General features: G+C 43.7%; 21 protein-coding genes and 1 pseudogene. 7 read left to right on the top strand and 15 right to left on the bottom strand.

Going from position 1 to position 18429, the window contains the following annotated elements; all coding sequences use genetic code 11:
- Positions 1-36: 36 nt before the first annotated feature.
- The 9 genes and pseudogenes from PN466_RS15525 to psbZ all read right to left on the bottom strand — a co-directional run bounded on the left by PN466_RS15525 (position 37) and on the right by psbZ (position 8936).
- Complete coding sequence (locus PN466_RS15525) at positions 37-930, bottom strand: PhnD/SsuA/transferrin family substrate-binding protein (RefSeq protein WP_271940651.1); 894 nt, start codon at positions 928-930, stop codon at positions 37-39.
- A 153-nt stretch (positions 931-1083) separates the two neighbouring features.
- Positions 1084-1977 (bottom strand): phosphonate ABC transporter, permease protein PhnE, encoded by an 894-nt coding sequence (gene phnE / locus PN466_RS15520; RefSeq protein WP_271940648.1) that lies wholly within the window; start codon positions 1975-1977, stop codon positions 1084-1086.
- Positions 1978-2013: 36 nt separating this feature from the next.
- Positions 2014-2904, bottom strand: a complete 891-nt coding sequence (locus PN466_RS15515; RefSeq protein ID WP_271940645.1) for a phosphate/phosphite/phosphonate ABC transporter substrate-binding protein — start codon at positions 2902-2904, stop codon at positions 2014-2016.
- 191 nt (positions 2905-3095) lie between these two features.
- Positions 3096-3470 carry a hypothetical protein gene (locus tag PN466_RS15510; RefSeq protein ID WP_271940642.1) on the bottom strand — a complete coding sequence of 125 codons (375 nt, stop codon included), beginning with the start codon at positions 3468-3470 and terminating at the stop codon, positions 3096-3098.
- Between the two features lie 941 nt (positions 3471-4411).
- The gene (metK, locus tag PN466_RS15505; RefSeq protein WP_271940639.1) at positions 4412-5668 is read right to left on the bottom strand and encodes a methionine adenosyltransferase; all 1257 of its coding nucleotides are present in this window, start codon (positions 5666-5668) and stop codon (positions 4412-4414) included.
- Between the two features lie 153 nt (positions 5669-5821).
- Positions 5822-6562, bottom strand: coding sequence for an HAD family hydrolase (locus PN466_RS15500; protein WP_271940636.1), 741 nt, complete (start codon positions 6560-6562; stop codon positions 5822-5824).
- A gap of 97 nt (positions 6563-6659) precedes the next feature.
- On the bottom strand, positions 6660-7781 hold the full coding sequence (locus PN466_RS15495; protein ID WP_271940633.1) for a 30S ribosomal protein S1: 1122 nt from the start codon (positions 7779-7781) through the stop codon (positions 6660-6662).
- A 309-nt stretch (positions 7782-8090) separates the two neighbouring features.
- Positions 8091-8561, bottom strand: a pseudogene (gene ribH / locus PN466_RS15490) (6,7-dimethyl-8-ribityllumazine synthase); the annotation flags it as partial.
- Positions 8562-8747: 186 nt separating this feature from the next.
- Complete coding sequence (psbZ, locus tag PN466_RS15485) at positions 8748-8936, bottom strand: photosystem II reaction center protein PsbZ (RefSeq protein ID WP_271940630.1); 189 nt, start codon at positions 8934-8936, stop codon at positions 8748-8750.
- A gap of 204 nt (positions 8937-9140) precedes the next feature.
- Between psbZ and PN466_RS15480 the strand changes: the two genes are divergently transcribed.
- The 4 genes from PN466_RS15480 (at position 9141) to PN466_RS15465 (ending at position 12175) form a co-directional block, all read left to right on the top strand.
- Positions 9141-9677, top strand: a complete 537-nt coding sequence (locus PN466_RS15480) for a DUF3172 domain-containing protein (protein ID WP_271940628.1) — start codon at positions 9141-9143, stop codon at positions 9675-9677.
- 159 nt (positions 9678-9836) lie between these two features.
- Positions 9837-10502, top strand: coding sequence for a TIGR00266 family protein (locus PN466_RS15475; protein WP_271940625.1), 666 nt, complete (start codon positions 9837-9839; stop codon positions 10500-10502).
- A gap of 21 nt (positions 10503-10523) precedes the next feature.
- Positions 10524-11204: a TIGR00266 family protein gene (locus PN466_RS15470; RefSeq protein WP_271940623.1), complete on the top strand. Its 681-nt coding sequence runs from the start codon at positions 10524-10526 to the stop codon at positions 11202-11204.
- A 272-nt stretch (positions 11205-11476) separates the two neighbouring features.
- The gene (locus PN466_RS15465) at positions 11477-12175 is read left to right on the top strand and encodes a TIGR00266 family protein (protein ID WP_271940621.1); all 699 of its coding nucleotides are present in this window, start codon (positions 11477-11479) and stop codon (positions 12173-12175) included.
- Between the two features lie 168 nt (positions 12176-12343).
- On the opposite strand, the gene PN466_RS15460 is transcribed toward PN466_RS15465, so the two are convergent.
- Together PN466_RS15460 and PN466_RS15455 are read right to left on the bottom strand one after the other, a co-directional pair.
- Positions 12344-13051 carry a COG3904 family protein gene (locus PN466_RS15460; protein ID WP_271940618.1) on the bottom strand — a complete coding sequence of 236 codons (708 nt, stop codon included), beginning with the start codon at positions 13049-13051 and terminating at the stop codon, positions 12344-12346.
- Positions 13041-13637: a DUF3177 family protein gene (locus PN466_RS15455; RefSeq protein ID WP_271940617.1), complete on the bottom strand. Its 597-nt coding sequence runs from the start codon at positions 13635-13637 to the stop codon at positions 13041-13043. The genes PN466_RS15460 and PN466_RS15455 overlap by 11 nt, the downstream gene beginning before the upstream one ends.
- Before the next feature lie 329 nt (positions 13638-13966).
- Between PN466_RS15455 and PN466_RS15450 the strand changes: the two genes are divergently transcribed.
- Positions 13967-14899 carry a ParA family protein gene (locus PN466_RS15450; RefSeq protein ID WP_271940615.1) on the top strand — a complete coding sequence of 311 codons (933 nt, stop codon included), beginning with the start codon at positions 13967-13969 and terminating at the stop codon, positions 14897-14899.
- Positions 14900-14971: 72 nt separating this feature from the next.
- Here the strand turns inward: PN466_RS15450 and PN466_RS15445 are convergent, their stop codons facing one another.
- The 4 genes from PN466_RS15445 to PN466_RS15430 all read right to left on the bottom strand — a co-directional run bounded on the left by PN466_RS15445 (position 14972) and on the right by PN466_RS15430 (position 17899).
- A complete protein-coding gene (locus tag PN466_RS15445) occupies positions 14972-15640 on the bottom strand; it encodes a class I SAM-dependent methyltransferase (RefSeq protein ID WP_271940613.1) in 669 nt (222 codons plus the stop codon).
- 194 nt (positions 15641-15834) lie between these two features.
- Positions 15835-16635, bottom strand: a complete 801-nt coding sequence (locus PN466_RS15440; RefSeq protein ID WP_271940611.1) for a PLP-dependent cysteine synthase family protein — start codon at positions 16633-16635, stop codon at positions 15835-15837.
- Positions 16636-16661: 26 nt separating this feature from the next.
- Positions 16662-17384 carry a methyltransferase gene (locus PN466_RS15435; protein ID WP_271940608.1) on the bottom strand — a complete coding sequence of 241 codons (723 nt, stop codon included), beginning with the start codon at positions 17382-17384 and terminating at the stop codon, positions 16662-16664.
- A 287-nt stretch (positions 17385-17671) separates the two neighbouring features.
- Entirely contained in the window at positions 17672-17899 is a 228-nt protein-coding gene (locus tag PN466_RS15430; protein WP_271940882.1) for an element excision factor XisI family protein, read from the bottom strand.
- Between the two features lie 55 nt (positions 17900-17954).
- On the opposite strand from PN466_RS15430, the gene PN466_RS15425 reads away from it, so the two are divergent.
- Complete coding sequence (locus PN466_RS15425; protein ID WP_271940605.1) at positions 17955-18233, top strand: AbrB/MazE/SpoVT family DNA-binding domain-containing protein; 279 nt, start codon at positions 17955-17957, stop codon at positions 18231-18233.
- A complete protein-coding gene (gene brnA / locus PN466_RS15420; protein WP_390890017.1) occupies positions 18212-18391 on the top strand; it encodes a type II toxin-antitoxin system BrnA family antitoxin in 180 nt (59 codons plus the stop codon). Before PN466_RS15425 ends, brnA begins: the two co-directional genes overlap by 22 nt.
- Positions 18392-18429: the final 38 nt, after the last annotated feature.

Genomic DNA, 18429 nt, shown 5'->3' with positions numbered 1-18429 from the left:
ACTCAAACCTTCTGAGATCGAAAAAGACCAATTACCTTAGAGGAAATTCCCTTCTCCGATCGCGCGATATACATTGCGTATCATATCGTAATCTTGATCGTCTACAGCAATTAACGTAGATGCTTTGTACTTGCTTTTGTTGGCTGTAGTAAACCCTAACGCTCTCACGATGGACTCTTGATCGGCTAAGATGCGATCGCGCAGATTTTCTACTTCCTCTGGTTTCATCCGACTATTAACAATTAATACATCACTGGGTAGAGCAGGCCCCTTAGCTAAGAGGCGAAACTCACTAGGAGAAACCCCTTCTGCTTCTAAAAAGTCTTCATAATCGGTAATTGGCCCCGCCCAAGCCTCTACTGCCCCATTTTTTAGTGCGGCTAAGGAGCCTTCTCGACCTAACATTTTGACTTGATAATCGGTTTTGGGATCGAGTCCCGCACTGACAAACATATCAGTTGGCCCTAAATGACCGCTAGTAGAACCTACTTTGATCATGGCAATGGTTTTCCCTTGTAGATCTGGGATCGATTGTACTGGCGAGTTGGGGGGAAGGGCGATCGCTGCATGATAATTCGGTCGAGTAATGCCAATCACAGGAATAGCATTCGTCCGAGCGCGAATTAACACATATTCAGACGGCCCAATAATTGATAGATCTACTGCTCCTGCTTGCAAAGCTGAAGCGACTTCTGTATAGCTATCAACTGGATAAAATTCTATCGACTTCCCAAAGCTTTCCTCTAGCGCCGCCCGAAAGGGTTCATAGTCTCTTTTGAGGTCTTCAAGTCCTTGAACATCGCTGATGGCTAATTTTAAGGGAGCTACAGAAGTATTGTCCACAGGGGTGGTATCGTCTGAAGTCTGCCGGTTTGCGGCACAACTAACTAACAGTCCGAGGGAGAAGGTTAGGAAATAACGTCTTTTCATGGTCTTCAACCCAGTTATCCTCTTAAGGAGAAAAAACGAACATAGATGACCCCAGTATAGAAGATGGATTCTCTGAGTGAGGTTATCGTTTGGATAAGAGATGGATAGGGTATGGGGGAATGGGGACGTGGGGGGAGGGAACGGCTATAAGTACTAAGGATTAAGGGTTAATTGCTTTCGTCCATAGGCACTGAGGGCATCGATCGCACTCACCATGGCTAAAATCAATAACAAAATTGTGGTTAAGCGGGAAAAATCCAACAGTTTCAGGCTCACCAGCACTTCATAACCGATTCCTCCTGCACCGACAATACCGAGAATGACAGAGGAGCGCACGTTAAATTCCCAGAGGTAGAGCGTAATACCAATGAGTCCAGGGAGGGCTTCGGGAAGAACCGCAAAAATAAATGTCCGCAGACGATCGGCTCCTGTTACTTCGATCGCCTCTATCGGCTCTAATGGCAAAGTTTCTAGAACTTCAACATAGAGCTTGGCCATTGATCCAGTTGTATGAAAAGCGACTCCTAAAACCCCAGCAAAGGGGCCTAATCCGACAATGGAGACGAAAAAGAGGGCAAAGATCGCTGTATCAATACCCCGCAGAAGATTGAGTAGCAAACGCAAGACGGGAGCGAGTTGGGGAATGGGAGAGAGGGGTCGAGCGATACAGACAGAGAGGGGAATAGCGGCGATCATGGCGGTGAGGGTTCCCATAATGGCGATCGCCAAGGTTTCAGCCGTAGCGATTAAAAAATCGGGTAATTCCGCAAAATCCGGGGGCCAAAGTCGCGTTAACCAATTCCCCAAGCGCGGTAAACCCGTCCAAAAGTCTGCTGGAGAGATTTCCGATAACCGCCAACTAGCGATTAAAACGGCGATCGCCACGACTCCCCAAAATCCTCGTTTCAGCAGTCGTCCTAAACTGCGCTGCTCTTGCTCATGGGTATTGAGAATAGACTCCCACTTGGAGAAAGAATGGAGCGATCTCGGTTCGAGTTTAGTCATTAGGGAATAGGGAATAGGGAATAGGCAAAAGGCAAAAGGCATAGAGGGCAACCCATTACCCATGACCCATGACCAGCATTAGAGCTTACCGACTGATTTACCGGCTGCTTGGATGGGTGAATAGTTACTGCCATCGGAAGGTACAAACCCGGTATAGTTTTCTGGCAATAGGGTTTGTGCTTCTTCTACTGAAAGATTCGCTAACTGTTGTTGCAATTGAGCTTTAAGCTCTGGAGACAGTCCACCACGCACGGCAATCGGATCATTGGGGAGAGGATCGGATTGCCAGATGATTTTCAGTTGGGAACGGTCGATGCGTCCGGTGCTATTGAGGACATCTATATTCCGGTCATAGTCAGAGGCAATGTCAACTTGACCTTCTAAAACGGCGATCGCCTGGGCTGCGTGAGATGCCCCTTCATTGTAGTCAAATACAGCTTCTGGATCGATACCGCGTCGCTTAAATTCTCCTTGGGGAATCAGCCAGCCGGATGTAGAGCCAACGTCGGCTAAACTGAGTTTAAGTTTGGGACCGTTCTGACTTTGGGCGATCGCTTCATCGAGGGTATCAAAGGGCGCATCCGCTTTAGCCATGAGAATAGAGTAATAAACCGGTTGTTCTTTATATTTTACGGTGGCGATCGCTTCAATCGACGGATCATTATGGTTGGCCAAGACATAGCCCCACGGGCCTAACCAGGCTACATCTAGGGTCCGCGATCTCAAGGCTTCGGAAATTCCCACCCAGTCTTCCGTCACCGTCACATCAGCTTTAAGATTTATCCCTTCTGCCAGTTGGTTAAATAACGGTTCAAACTGGCTTCGGTTTTCACCAGGAGTCGGAAAATACGGCCCAACTCCAAATTTCAATTCTGTCAGTTGAGCATTATCAGGATTAGATTGACTACAGGAGATAATGGTGATTAGGGTTAAGCACCCCAGTAAAATCTGTTTGATCCAGCGTTGCATACAATTGATCGGTTTGTAGGACATCATTTAGACCAAACCTACTTAACCGGTCTGGTCAGGAATTAATCTATTCATTTAATACCTAATTTTCCTGAGTTTACGCTGAGAATACCATCCGATCAAATCCCCAGTCCTCCGTGAAAATTTTGCCCATGTCCCTTTTTCTTGTAGAAGGTTGATGGAGTAATTTCCTAGTTATAATTAACCAGGCGACTAGTATAATCATTTTTGACATTGCTTAATGTTTCTTCGAGTTCAGAGCATTGCTCATAGATCATGGCTCGATATCCACTATTAATGGGCATAACCACAGCCTTAAATCCTTCACCTTTGACCGTCACTTTTTGGCATCCTTCTAAACCCAGAAAAGAAGCCATCAACAGTTTCAGAGAGATGGTCTGGAAAATGACTCTGGCCCAATCTACCTTGAGACTTTTGTTGAGTACAACATAGTCATTCAGGATGCCATGGCGGTCAAAATAAGCAACAATGCTGATGTACCGCTTTTTACGAGGAGACTGTTGGTAAATGTCAAACTTCCTTAATGGATTTTGATGAACAATCATGGCGTTAAGTTAAAAAAAGTTAAGTTTTTAGGGAAAAAAATTTCAAAGGTTGAATTTTAAAGAAACTGAGACTCCTGACACCCGTTTTTTCTAGGACAAAGGAAGCTCTTAATATTGTCTCTCTTTTAGCATACAGTATTTTTTAGATTCAGTTCAGTTTTCAGGAATAACTATACAGGGAAACCAAGAGTCACTAATATTCTTTAAGTTTTCCTACATATTTTATTTTTTGAAGAGTGAATGTACTGAAAACTCTAAATATAAATTGATTTCTTGCCCTATATAATAACCAGGGGTTTAAGCCCCTTGTCAAATGCAAGATCATACAGTAGTGATACAGCACTTCGCGCGGTAGTGGGGGAATGGGGGAGTGGGGGGAGTGAATAGCATACTCAATCTAGCTTTGAGCTATTCTGGCTATCGTTAAAAACCGCCATTTATGTACCGCATACCAGAGGAAACTGCTGTATCCCTCTTCTGTCAAACTGGGAAAACACTTGTCTTGACTGAATTCTAGAACTCTTGCCGCATCCGCGATCGCGACGTTTTTTCCTAACAGAAACTCAAAAATCTAGTCAGATCGGCAAATATCTCTGTCTATAGGGGATACAGCGATCGCGATTTCCGAAACTGACAGAAGAGGGGTATATGGCCCTTCGCGCTAGGGAATAGGGACAATAGCTTGTATTGCTTAGGATCTAAGGCTTCAAGCTGTATTCCTCCACAAGAGAGAAGTTCTATAGAAAGGGAAGAGAAAACTAAGACATTTTCTGTTCTCCATTGCCTGTTTCTTAAACCCACAATTTAGCGGTCCTAACTTAACGAGTTCCTTGCTAAATAAAAGCGATCGCTTCTAAGTTTAGCAAGCGATCGCTTTTCAGGAAAATACTCCAGTAGGGTCCGTTCATGATTCCCCCTACTGGCTAAGGTTTTGAGTCAAGTTAACCGGCTGTCGTGGCTGCACTTACGGCTTCCTTAAGTAATTCCACTTTATCGGTTTTTTCCCAGGGCAGATCTAAGTCATTTCGGCCGAAATGACCATAGGCGGCTACATCCTGATAGAAACGTCCTCCCCGTTCCTGGGGTAGGGTACGCAAGCCAAAGGTTTCAATAATTCCCGCCGGACGGAATTCAAAGACCTTTTGGGCTGCTTCTAACAATTGGTCATCATTGACCTTACCCGTGCCAAAGGTTTCAATCATAATGCTCACGGGACGAGCAACCCCAATGGCATAACCCAATTGCACTTCACATTTATCGGCTAACCCAGCCGCAACAATATTTTTAGCTGCATATCGGCAAGCATAGGCAGCAGAACGGTCTACTTTAGTGGGATCTTTACCGGAAAATGCGCCACCACCATGACGAGAATAGCCACCATAGGTATCAACAATAATTTTACGTCCAGTTAGACCTGCATCCCCTTGGGGGCCACCAACTACAAATTTACCGGTAGGATTAACAAAATATTTGGTTGCACTGTCGGGTTTGATCTCTAAATCAGAAAATGAAGGAAGTACCACGGCATCCCAGAGATCCGCTTTAATTTTTTTCTGAATTTCCGTGTTGTCAGTCACTTCACCGATGGTGGCTGCATGTTGGGTGGAAATCAAAACGGTATCAATAGCAACAGGCTTACCGTCTTCATAGGCAACGGTCACCTGGGTTTTACCATCAGGACGCAGATAGGAGAGTTGCCCTGTTTTGCGGACTGCGGCTAACCGACGAGAAATGCGGTGAGCCAAACTAATAGGCAGGGGCATTAATTCAGGGGTTTCGTTGCAGGCAAAGCCAAACATTAACCCTTGGTCTCCTGCACCTGTGGAGTCAAAGCGCTCTTCACTCGACATTTCCCGTTGTTCGGCTGCAGCATCAACCCCTTGAGCGATGTCAGGAGATTGGGCATCAAGGGCAACTAGGACGGAGCAACTGTTGCTGGTGAAGCCGCCTTCACTATGCACATAGCCAATTTCAGCAATTTTTTTCCGCGCCAGATCAATGTAGTTGACTTGGGCTTGGGAGGTGATTTCACCCGTGATTAAGACTAATCCAGTATTGACAGCGACTTCGGCAGCTACACGGCTGGCAGGGTCTTCGGCCAGCAGAGCGTCAATGATGGTATCTGAGATTTGATCGCAGATTTTATCAGGATGGCCTTCAGTTACAGATTCTGAGGTAAATAAATAGCGACGAACCAAGGAAAAATCTCCTTTTGTTTAATGAGGTTGAACTCGAATCAAGTGATTTTATCTCTTGTCTAAGAGAGCCTACAGAAACTAGGAACTGGTTTCCATAAAGTTGATTCAATTGTGTAGAGTCAGAAAATCCTTAACTCCAGCTAACATCCCAATTTAACCGATCGCTTGTATTTCGTCTAATTTGGCGATCGCTACATCCGCTTGGTCTAGATTCGGTGGTCGGCTCCATCCCCAAGCCACACCAATGCTTCCGGCGGCTTGGGCATTGCGCGCCATGGTAAAATCTCCCGGAGCATCACCCACCATCAGTACCTGTTGGGGAGAGACTCCCAACTGTTCGCAAGCAGACCAAAATACTTGAGGATTGGGTTTGGTTAAGTGGGGTTCTGCTCCTTGAATAATTTGAATATAGTCTCTGAGTTGATAAAAATCGAGAAATTGTTCTATATTTTCACGGATATCGGAGGAGACTACGCCTAATTTTAGATGCGATCGCCGCAAACGGTCGAACACTTCAGCCACTCCAGGCAGTACTACTGTTTCTTTGGCCTTATTCTGCATGACCTGATCTGCTTCCTGGAACGCTTGGTTAATTATTTCCAACGATTCCAGCCAACACCGTCCCGTTTCAGCCACATAAGCCGCTGCTGCAATTTTATTTTCTTGACGACTCCCCACAGCCGTTAATCCGGCTGGATTAAACCCCTGTTCGTCCAACCCAAAGGCCATCAGTAGCGGTTCTCCGACTCCAGGGATTTGGGCATCAATAAGGCGCGCTCTTCGCTGGGCCAGATGGCGTAGATAAGGTTCTGAGTGGGCAAGGGTTCCATCCTTATCGAATAGGATAGCGCTGATGTTCTCAAACTGGCGATCGTGACATACAACGGTTACCATACTTCGACTCCCTATTCCCTAGCGCGAAGCGCCATAACAAAAAGTTGGGTGGGACTCGCCCACCCACACCAGGGTCTCATAGCTCCTTCCTTGGTTTCTATTCAGCAGCCGCTAACTGTTCTTCTGGGATGTCTGAAACCGTTTCTTCCGGCTCCGATGCCTCAGCCTCAGCCTCAGCCTCAGCCTCATTTTCTACCTGGGGTTCTGCTGGGGCTTCTTCTACAGCCTCAACCGACTCTTGTGTCTCTTCTGCTGTCCCTTCCTCTACAGGAGTTTCAGCCGTTGGAGTCGAGCCTTCTTGAGGAAGTTCAATCCCTTCAGCTTGAGCGCGGAGTTTTTGGCGATAGCGCTCTGCCATTTCTTCGGCTTTATCGTAAACCAAATCGGGATTCTTAACCATATCGCCCGGTTCAGGTTCGAGTTGCTTGGTAGACAGAGAAATCCGGCCTCGCTCGGCATCCAAGTCAATAATCATCACTTTGATCTCATCATTGACATTGAATACACTGTGGGGCGTATCGATATGGTCGTGGGAAATCTCGGAAATGTGCAGTAGACCACTGACTCCACCGATATCGATGAATGCTCCATAAGGTTTGAGACCGCGTACCATCCCTAAGACGACTTCGCCCACTTCCAAGCGGTTCATCTTACGTTCTACAAGCGCTCTTCTGTGGCTGAGAACTAAACGATTACGGTCTTCATCCACTTCCAAGAATTTTAAGGGCAACTCTTCACCCATTAAATCCTCTTTCGGTTTGCGAGTGCTAATATGGGAACCAGGAATAAATCCCCGGAGTCCTTCAATTCTCACTAAGGCTCCACCTCGGTTTGTGGCGAATACCTGGGCCCTAACTGTTGCATCTTCTGCTTGCAGTTGCCGGACTCTTTCCCACGCTCTCATATATTCGATGCGGCGAATGGAGAGGGTCAGTTGTCCATCTTCATTTTCATCGGTAAGGATAAAGAACTCACGGGTTTCGTTAGACTGTAAGACTTCATCTGGGGTATCGATGCGGTTAATGGACATTTCCTGAATGGGAATGTATGCTGCGGTTTTCGCGCCGATGTCAATCAGAGCGCCCCTTGGCTCCAGACTGAAAACCGTACCAGCTACGGTATCGCCGGGGCTAAAATGATAGTCATATTTATCGAGCAGTGCAGCAAAATCTTCGTGCGTAAAACCGATGTCTGTAGCCATTAATTCCTGATTGACCATGCGAATGATTTCCTAGTAATTATCTCCGTATCTTTTGCTGGGGTTTACAGTGGGGACGCATTTTCGCAGCCTCCAAACCTCTACAAGGGGGTTGTACCAGTTACCCTGGGAATAACCCGAATCTGCTTATAACACAGACATTCTATAATACCCTATTTTTGTACTTCAATACCAGTCCCCTAGTCTAAAACTTGTTGAGGGGGAGTCTGAGAAGAAGACAGGGGGACACGGGGACACTCCGGACGCGAAGACGATATGGGCGCGCAGATTGGGAAGAGGGTCAGTCTACTAGGATGGTTGAGACTTAGGGATTTGGCGCATGAGGGTGGCCATTTCTAGGGCATTCATGGCATAATTCCAACCCAGGTTACTTTTAATTCCAGCCCGTTCTAGGGCTTGTTGTAGGGTATCGGTGGTGAGGATACCAAAGATAACCGGGACTCCGGTTTGAAATCCAGCCGCAGCGATGCCTTTGGACACTTCAGCCGATACATAGTCAAAATGGGGGGTGTCGCCTCGGATCACGGCTCCTAAACAAATGATGGCATCATATTGATTGGCGATCGCCATTTGCCGAGCCACTAGAGGGATCTCGAAACTCCCCGGAACCCAGATATAATCGACTTGAGTCCCATTTGGATCGATATCTACCCCATGTCTTTTTAAGCAATCTTGACACCCAGCGAGTAGTTTTCCAGTTACGAGGTCGTTAAATCGACCAATAATAATGGCAAATCTTAGTCCCTCGGTCTGAGTAAATGTTCCCTCAAAAACGGTCATAGTTATAGCACTTTGCGCAGTAATCGGTAATCGGTAAGGGGAGAACTATGTTTAACGCTATAGTCCCCATTTCTAAGGCTTGCTCTCATCCAACTTTTCAAGTCATTGCCCTTGAAAAGGCTTATTTCTAGGGAGGGACAACAGTTAGTCTCAAAGATAACTAAGGATTGCCCCCTGCCCAGAATCTTAAACCACAAAAAAATTCAAGATGCCAACCAGGACAACTAGGATCGCCCAGAATCCAGAACCAACATACAGCAAGGGTTTAGATTGTTCCCAGTTTTGGGGAAGAGCATAGGCAACGGGAACAGCCACTACTAAGACAAAGGATAAAAGAACTAAGGCAAATAGGGATAGTTGAAATAGAATTGACATAATGTACTCTCCTAACACGAGCAAGCAAATGGGTTGAGCCAGGTATGGCCTTTGTTTTACTATAGTGCCTCATGGCACCAAGCAAAAGAGTTTTGGCGGCTGGGGCGATCGCATCAGTAGGCAATCTGTGGCCAAACTCGTCATACTAGAGTTTAGAGTGGCTCAACCCCGCTTCTCCCGTTCCTCTGTGCTAATCTAAAATTTATGACTCGAACCAGCTCAAGACGCAAATCAACCGGTAATTTTGGCCCCAAATCTTCTCCATTTAACTATACGTTGGTGGCTTTGATGGGAGGGATCTTTGTTCTGGGGATCGGGATTGGGATCGCCTTTAGCTCCACGACTACTCTATCCCCCGAAAATGTGGCTTCCCGTGATTTTATCGATCGCAGTGCCCCAGATCCAGAATTATGTGTGAAATTTGGAGCGAGTGCGATGGTGATGGATGCTCGCCTGTATGTTACCTTAAACCCCTTTAGCGTCTATATCTCTCAACCTGCGATGCAACCGGGATGTGTACTCCGGCGCAATAACTGGGTGATTTTGGAACAGCGCAATCTCCTGCCCCGTGATAAGTTTAATGATTGTAAGAATCGGATGAATACTTTTGCTTATACGGGCAGTATTGACAGTAATCCCAAGGTCAATTGTGTGTATCAAAATGATAGTGCTGAAAACTTCTTCCTCAGTCAGCCCGGACTCAATCCTGGAGGAACGGCTCCAGAGAGCGATCGCTTTTAAGAGACTTCTTGCAGAAGTCCTATCCAAGAGTTTTAATGATCTTTCTTAAGTACTGTGAGTGACGGAAGCTTAAAACAAACCTAAAAAATCCCTTCCCACTCAAAAAATATGATACCCCTGTCCGTAAATCAAGATTTATAGTACAGGGGTTTAAACATTGTGTCCTATGAAATTCGCTATAAACCCGCATTCGCGGCTGTGTTTGTCACCCTGAACCCTGGAGAACAAATCATTGCTGAAGCGGGAGCGATGACGAGTATGGATGCGGCATTATCCATGAAAACCGAGTTTTCTGGGGGCTTTTTCTCTGCCCTACTGCGGAAGTTTTTCGGGGGAGAATCCCTATTTGTCAATCGCTTTCAAAATAAGACCCAAAAGCCTTTAACTGTAGTATTTACTCAATCCTTAATTGGCGATATTGAATGTGTCAAATTAACGGGAAATGCCCTTTGTTTACAACCGGGGGCTTATATTGCCAGCGATCCCAACATTCAATTAGGGGTACGTTGGGCTGGTTTTGCCAGTTGGTTTGCTGGAGAGGGATTCTTTACGTTGAAAGTAAGCGGTAGCGGAAAAGTTTTTTTTGGTGCTTATGGTGGCATCTCTCAAGAGAGTGTATCGGGAGAATTTATTGTTGATAATAGCCATTTAGTTGCCTATAGTCCCAATATCAAAATGAGCATTGGTTTATCAGGGGGCATTTTTAGCTCAATCGCTTCTGGGGAAGGCTTGGTTAATCGTCTAAAAGGAAAAGGAGTGATTTACCTGCAATCAAGAAGTATGAGTGGTTTGGTCAGTTTTTTACGTCCGAAAGTCCGCAATTAAGAGATGATTTAATTATAGCTTATGGATATTCAATTACTAAAGCAGCCTGATAGTGCGATCGCCAAAGTGACGCTCAACAGTGGTGAAGAAGTCATTGCTCAAGCGGGAGCCATGGTGGCGATGAGTGCTTCTATCAACACCAGTACTACCCTTCGCCAAGGAAAAGGGGGCGGAATTATGGGAGGACTCAAGCGCATGTTAGGCGGAGAATCCCTCTTTTTAAGTGTATTTCGATCGCCCACTCCTAATGGTGAAGTTTTTCTGGCTCCTACACTGATGGGAGATGTCATGGTTTACGAGATGACAGGACAAGAATTAGTGGTACAAGCCGCCTCTTATTTAGCTTGTGCCTCTAATGTGATTATTGACCTTGGCTTTGAAGGCTTAAAATCCTTATTTTCAGGTGAAGCTATTTTTTGGTTAAAAATCTCAGGAGTCGGTCCCGTGATTCTTACCTCATTTGGTGGAATTTATGAGATTGATGTCAATGGCGAATATATTGTAGACACGGGTCATATTGTCGCCTTTGAACGGAGTTTGGACTTTGAAATTGGTAAAGCCAATTCCAGTTGGCTGGGTGCATTTTTTGGGGGAGAAGGATTTATTTGTCGATTCAAAGGCAAGGGAAAAGTGTACTGCCAAACCCATAATTCAGGTAGCTTTGGATTCACGGTAGGATCGCAATTGCCTGAGCGTAAATAATTGCCAATTATCGTAGGGTGGGCAGGGCAAGAGGGACTCTTGCAATAGCTTATATTGCTAAGGATCTAAGCTTTCAAGCTGTACTCGATAGAAGAGAGACTTGCTATAGAAGCTCAATCATATTACTTACAGCACTTTGCTTGCGTTATGAGGGACAGTGTTGAATCCCCAAAATCATGTATCACAATCCTATTCCCTATTCCCTAGTGCAAAGCGCTATATTTTCCTGCCCATCCTACTCACTGACCTTTTATTACCCATTACCCATTATCATGTCACAATTTACTTATCAAATTGACCATTCCCCAGCTTATGCCTCCCTGGTGTTGAATTTACGTCCCCAACAGAAGGTATTAGTGGAAGCTTCTGCCATGGCAGCCATGGATAGCAGTATCACTATGCAGTCAAAAATGAAGGGCGGTATGCTCAAAAGTGTGGGCAGAATGTTAGGGGGTGAGTCTCTGTTTATTAATGAATTTACAGCCGAAAAAGCAGGAGGATCGTTATATATTTCTCCTGGAGTGCCAGGAGATATTCAGTATTATGCCCTCGATGGCAGTAAGGGGTTGATCGTACAATCTTCTGGGTTTGTAGCTTGCAGTGAGACGATCGACATAGACACGGAGTTTCAAGGGCTAAAAGGCTTTTTTAGCGGTGAATCTTTGTTCCTGTTGCGAGCCAGTGGAACCGGTGATTTTTGGTTTAGTTCTTATGGGGCAATTATCGAAATTCCGGTGGAAGGAGCTTATGTAGTTGATACGGGTTATATCGTTGCTTTTGAGGACACTTTGCAGTATAATGTGGAGATGATTGGCGGATTAAGTTTTAAGAGTTTGAAAACGGGAATTTTAGGGGGAGAAGGTCTAGTTTGTCGCTTTAGTGGACAAGGACGATTGTGGATTCAAACCCGTGGAATTTATCCGTTACTAAACTTTTTATATCCGTTTCGTCCGGTTAAAAGTAGTAGCTAACGATGAGAGATCGCAATCCTCCCACCAGCAACCGTCAGTTACTGATTCTCGCCGGTCTATTTGTGCTGGCGATCGCCTGCCGGACTCCGGACGCATTTATATTGCTGGTTACAAGGTTACGTTATGGCCAACCCAAAAACGAGCTAAAAAGATTCCAACCCCTCAAAATCAACGATCAGAGGAGTTCGATCTCTCAAGCCAGGCTTGCTCATCCCGCTCTCCACAGATTTCTTCATTCATCTCGCTTAAGGTCTCACCCCGTGCATCACTTGTTTCCAGCATATACTGCTGGATTTCTGTAGGTAGCATCCAGTGCATACCATCCACTGGAGCTTTTTCAAGAGTAAACCAATAAAAATCCTGAGGAATACCCATCTCGCTGTAATAGTCCAGATAGGGTTGATGCACATCTGCATCACGAGGGAAGTCTCGGCCGTCAAGGCTATCACCATCCCCCCAGGAATGCACGCCGAGACAAGCTCCCTGCTGAATATCTCTTTGCACACCTGCTAGAAATAGATCGGTACCGCCTGAAGACACTAGTCCATCTTCTGGAACTACGGTTGTAAACCCCATATCTCGCACCATTCTCGCCAGCTCTAGATTAGCCGTATCATCAATGGAACCAGGCACCCACTGCAAAACCAGTGTTTTGATCGCTCGATTGTCCTTGGTTGCCATCTCAAACGTGGAAATGGCACTGCGGTCTATAACGCCATAGGCAACGAAAGAGCCATCATTCACTTCAATTTCAAGGAGGGGAATGTTAGATTCTGCGCAGCCAGTAAGTATTATCAGTCCTAGAGAGACTATTGACGATAGGCTGTAGATGCTTCTGTTATCTGTCATGATGCATTTAAATTTATTATTGGCCAACGGCTGTTCGCCCTTGTTTCCCGAGGCGAATCAGGAGAAAATAGCTCAGATAAGCCGTATAAATCAGCAATCCTAGGATACCCACAAAGCCTAAGAAACGTTCGCTGGTGGCATTGTGGAATAATAGTTTATAACCCCAAGGTGCTTCTAACCAGAGTCGGCAAAAGTCATTTTGGATTAATTCTTGCGTAGGCAAAAAAGCGCATTGTAGCGAGGGTAATTGGGCGATCGCCCCAATCCCCATCAATATCGTTACCGCCCAGCGCCAAGCCGTAAAAGCCAGTTTCAGGGCACGAGACGGGGGCATATCCTCAATTTCCTCATTCAAGTCAATCCAAAACCAGAGGGATATAGGAATCAAAATCCGGGCGGATATAGAACTGACAAAGCCAATGGGCGCTCCCCCAATCATCAAATAAAGGGAGATAATCAGTAAACTAGCCACCCGCCAATAGATAATCATCAGGCGGATCAGGGCGGCAGACTGTTTCACCAGCGACCAAATCAGCAGTACCAAGGGAATACCGATCCCCACCAGTGCCACTAACCGATAGTCCATCCAAATCAGCGATCGCATCCAATCCATTCCCGCTTTGCCTCAATCTCAGAGCAGCCACATTTAACCATACCAGAACAATCTGTTTCTCACCCCATCTCCAGGGTGCAAACATTGACAAACCGATATTAAGTCTCAATAATACCATGCAAATTGAGTAGGGTGTGGGCAGTGGGGAGCAGGAAAAACCGGTTGTGCCTCTTGTTTGTTGTCTCTTGCCCCTTGGACTGTAGATAGGCATTATGATTTGAAAGGCACAACTGCTAGATGCAAGCCCTCTGCTCGACTTTCGGCATCACAAAGGCTTATAACTGTACATTTTCTGGACATTTTTCCACCGAACTGACTGGATCTTACCTATGGGACATATTATTTCAACTGTCAATATGAAAGGAGGGGTTGGCAAAACCACCCTCACGGTTAATCTAGCGGCGTGTCTTGCCAAATACCACGACAAGCGGGTTTTGATTGTCGATTTAGATACTCAAATCAGCGCCACCCTCAGTATGATGTCACCCTCCGACTTTGCTAAACTCAGGCGAGATCAACGCACGTTAAGAGAACTGGTCAAAAAAGCAATTAATCCAGCCGCTAAAGCTGCTTTTCCGATCCAAGATATCATCATTCCCTATGCCTGTAACGTCCCCAAACTCCATTTGCTGCCTGGGGACATTGATATGTATGATGAATTTTCAGTTTCAGAAATGATTTATGAAAAAGCCGTTTATCGGGAACAAGTCAGTTTTGAAACTGTGTGGAATCGCTTTGAGAGAGTCTTGGTTGAGGGGATCTTAAAACCCATCATCGACGAATATGATTACATTATTTTAGATTGTGCCCCTGGCTATAATCTCTTAACTCGCAGTGCCCTGACTGCCAGCGATTTTTACTTACTCCCCGCTCGTCCAGAACCCTTATCATTAATCGGGATTCAGCTTTTAGAGCGTCGGTTAGCCAAACTGCGAGAAGTCCATCAAGATGAACATCCCCTAGATATTCAAATGCTTGGCATTGTCTTCACCATGGCTGGCGGATTTATCGGCCGCTATTATCGCCAAGTCATGAACCGGGTACGTACAGATTATAGTGAGGCGAAACTGTTTAAAACTCGCATCCCTTCCGATGTAAATGTCTCGAAATCTGTCGATAGTTATTTACCAGTGGTCATAGCTCATCCCCATAGCCGTGGCTCTAAAGCCTTTCAAAAATTGACGGAGGAATTATTAGATAAACTCAGTACCACCATTTCCCGTAAACAACAACAATCTTCGGTTAAAATGTCAGATTTATAGTTTGGGTAATCGGTAATCTGTAATCTGTAGAATAGGCAAGGGGCTTAAGCCCCTTCTTCAGCATACGATTGCTTATTTTTGATAAATAAATGCTTCTGGTTTTACACTGGAACCATTCATTAATTTTCGATGCTCATAAATGATATTCCCACGACAATTCAAACGAGCATTGATCCACTGCAAAATCTCCATTCTACGCCTGTCATTCTGATTATTAGTTAAATTAAAAATAAGATAACTAGACTCCTGTAATAAATCAAGATAGCTCTCATAATCAGAAATTTCTAAGTGATTCGCACCTCCACTAACAATCAAACAATTAAACTGCTCTTCTTTTAAAGCATCCTGTTTATATTGTCCAACTATATAGGTCTGGTCATAAATGTGTGGATTATCTCGATGCAGTGCTGTAATAGCTATAGGTAAAATATCAATACCAATCAGTAGTTCAACGGAAATAGAACTTTGAGTCTTTAAAAATTTACCCATCAATCCACTACCACAAGCAATATCTAAGATCCGCCATTGTTTGGTATCTTTGATAGAAGACAAAAAGTCTTCTAGGACTAAATAGACTTTGCATTCGAGTTGTTCTAAAATTAGATACTCATATAAATGAGGATAGGAATATAAAGTAGAGTAATCCCAAATATTTACTGTTTTCCGCTCTCCATCAGCTAGTTCAAGTTCAAAAAATTCATCACCTTGTTGGGAACCATATAGTTTTTTGATTTTATACATAATTCAGTTTATTCCAAAATAATTTGACTTTCTCTTAAAAACTCAGGGTTGTATATTTTCGATAAGTATTTAATACCACTATCACACAAAACTGTAACGACTACAGATTCCTCATCCAGTTGTTCGGCGATACATTTACTCGCAAAAACGTTTAATCCGCTACTCCCACCAACAACAATGCCTTCGGTTTGCAGTCATTTATGACACATCGAAATTGCTTGTTCATCGGAAACTTGAATAACTTTATCAATCAGAGAAAAATCCAAGCATTTTGTTGGTTTATATTTGCCTGCTCCTTCTATAATATAAGGCTGCTTTTTATTCACAATATAATCGGATTGATGTTGACAATATGCATGATAATAATACTCATAAATATTGGAATGTAAAGGATCGGCTAGAATAACTTTGATTTGGTTATTTTTTTTCTTTAGAAACTTGGCTGTACCAGTAATACAACCAAAAGTAGATCCAGTCATTACAAAATGAGTAATTCTACCATTCGTTTGTTCCCAAATTTCAGGCCCTAATGTTTTATAATAAGTTTCCGGGTTGTTGGGATTATTATATTGATCGACCTTAAAATACCCATTTTTGTCAGCTAATTGATGGGCATATTCCATATAATCATTTCCTTTACCTACCACTATCAATTGAGCATTGAAAGAACGAATATGCTTTTGCTTCTCTAGGCTGCATTTTTCAGAAGTAACAACAATAATATTATATCCTTTCAAACTTGCCAACAGAGCAAAACTACATCCAGTATTTCCACTAGAAGCACAAACAATAGTATCTCCCTTGGTTAACTTTTCATTGGCTTCAGCTTGGTTGAGAATGTATTGGGCAATGCGGTCTTTCATGCTATACCCTGGATTCAAAAATTCGCATTTTGCATACAATTTTGCTGAATTAGGATGGCAGCAATCACTCAAATCTACTAAAGGAGTATGGCCAATAGAATCAATGAATTTTATGGATTTTACTGTATTCATTTGTGTTCAACAATTGAGTTAAAAAATTAGCGTTTTGATTTGAATTCCAAAATGTATATTTTTTTGTAGAGAATACCATCTTGAAATGTTATATCTCTAGCATCTTTTTCATTTTGTGACATGGCTGTAACTACCGGATACAATATTTGACGCACAGGAACTATGTTTTCATATTTTTTGGTTCCTGAAAAAGCAAATTGTTTCTCTATAGTCTGCAAAAAAGAGTCGATCGCTAATACTGAAGAAACCCCCAGTTGAATACTAATATTGTAGGTATCTTGTCCTGATAACCATTCAAAAAAACGGTTAATCACCGCTTTTCCATCTTTGCCTCCATCTCTAAATTTTTTCTCTCCTTCTTCTTTGAAAATATCAATATTTACCCAATCTGTTGGTAGTTGGGGAGGATTAAACGTAATTAAGTCAATAGGATATTTTGATAAATCAATGGATTCAAAAGTCCCTTGAAGGATATGATATTGTTCTGAGGAAATCTGCTCTTCATTGAGATTATACTGCGTCAAGTGAATGGCTTCTGGCTGAATGTCGTTAAAATAGACAAAAGGAAGATGATTTAAAAGACTATAAATACCAATAATACCACTTCCACACCCAACATCTAACAGACACTGGTATTGTTGAGGATCAATGCCTTGACACATGGCTTCACTAAAAGGTGTTTTGGCCGCAATTCCATTACTACTAGCTAAGTTTATATTTTCAATTAAATATCTTGGTTTTTGATTCATTTAATGATTGATTTATGATTTTTTTGATTTGATCGTGGGATATCATATCATTTGCATTATTCAACTGTCTTGCGAATTAATACTCAAAAAACAAGTATCAATAAAATCTAAAGGTCTAATTCGTCCAATTCCAACTCGGACTCTGGTAAATTTTCGGAGGGGGGTTGTACGGGAATGACAGAGACAATGGCATCTAAAACTCGCCCCACCAGGAGAATGATTAACCCTAAGTCAGGTAAAGATTGCCCTTTGGGAACGATCGCCCGTTTAAAGCCGAGCTTCGCCGCTTACGCTACAGAATTAGTGACATGGCGATTTTTGGGGCGAATAAATCCTAAAACAATATCTTCTTGAGGAATGCCTAACTCCATTAATTCTAAGGCAATTCCTTTTTCTGTACCATCGACCTCAATCCAGATTTTATTATCAAGAATCCTCAGATGAAAAAACACTGCATGAACCCGTCCAGTGCGATCCCATCCAGCATCGAGTAATAAGTAGTTATTCGCTAGTATATTCGGTCAACTAAAATAGTGAATGAGGTTGAAGCGTTAAAAAAGATTAAGTATTATGACCGTTCAGATTGATGAATGGGGACGCATCCAACTCCCCGAAGCAGTACAAGAACAACTCGGTTTAGGGGTTGTTACCTCTCTGAGTTTAGAAGTACAAGATGGAAAAATTATCTTAACGCCCATTCACGAAGAAACAAACCTTTCTTATGAAGGGAGTGTGCTAGTAGTGAACTCAGAAAGAACGGATAATCTTGACATTATCCATTATTTGCGAGAAGAACGAATTCAGGAGCAAATTAAGGAGAAGAAGATATTGTCGAATACCTGGATCTGAGCCAAGCACGACGGGGCGAGTTGACGCAGACAAGGGTAAATGTTGATTTTCCAGAGTCGATGATTCAAGCACTCGATCGCGAAGCAAAACGGTTGGGAATCACCCGACAGTCTTTGATTAAAGTGTGGATTGCTGAACGACTGGAAAAAGTATTGTAATATCAAATCCTTAAATGCTTGCGACAATGAATCGCAGG

Origin of the sequence: Roseofilum reptotaenium CS-1145 (assembly GCF_028330985.1) — a bacterium.
GTDB classification, from domain to species: Bacteria; Cyanobacteriota; Cyanobacteriia; order Cyanobacteriales; family Desertifilaceae; genus Roseofilum; species Roseofilum reptotaenium.
This window is presented reverse-complemented; position numbering and strand designations above follow the sequence as displayed.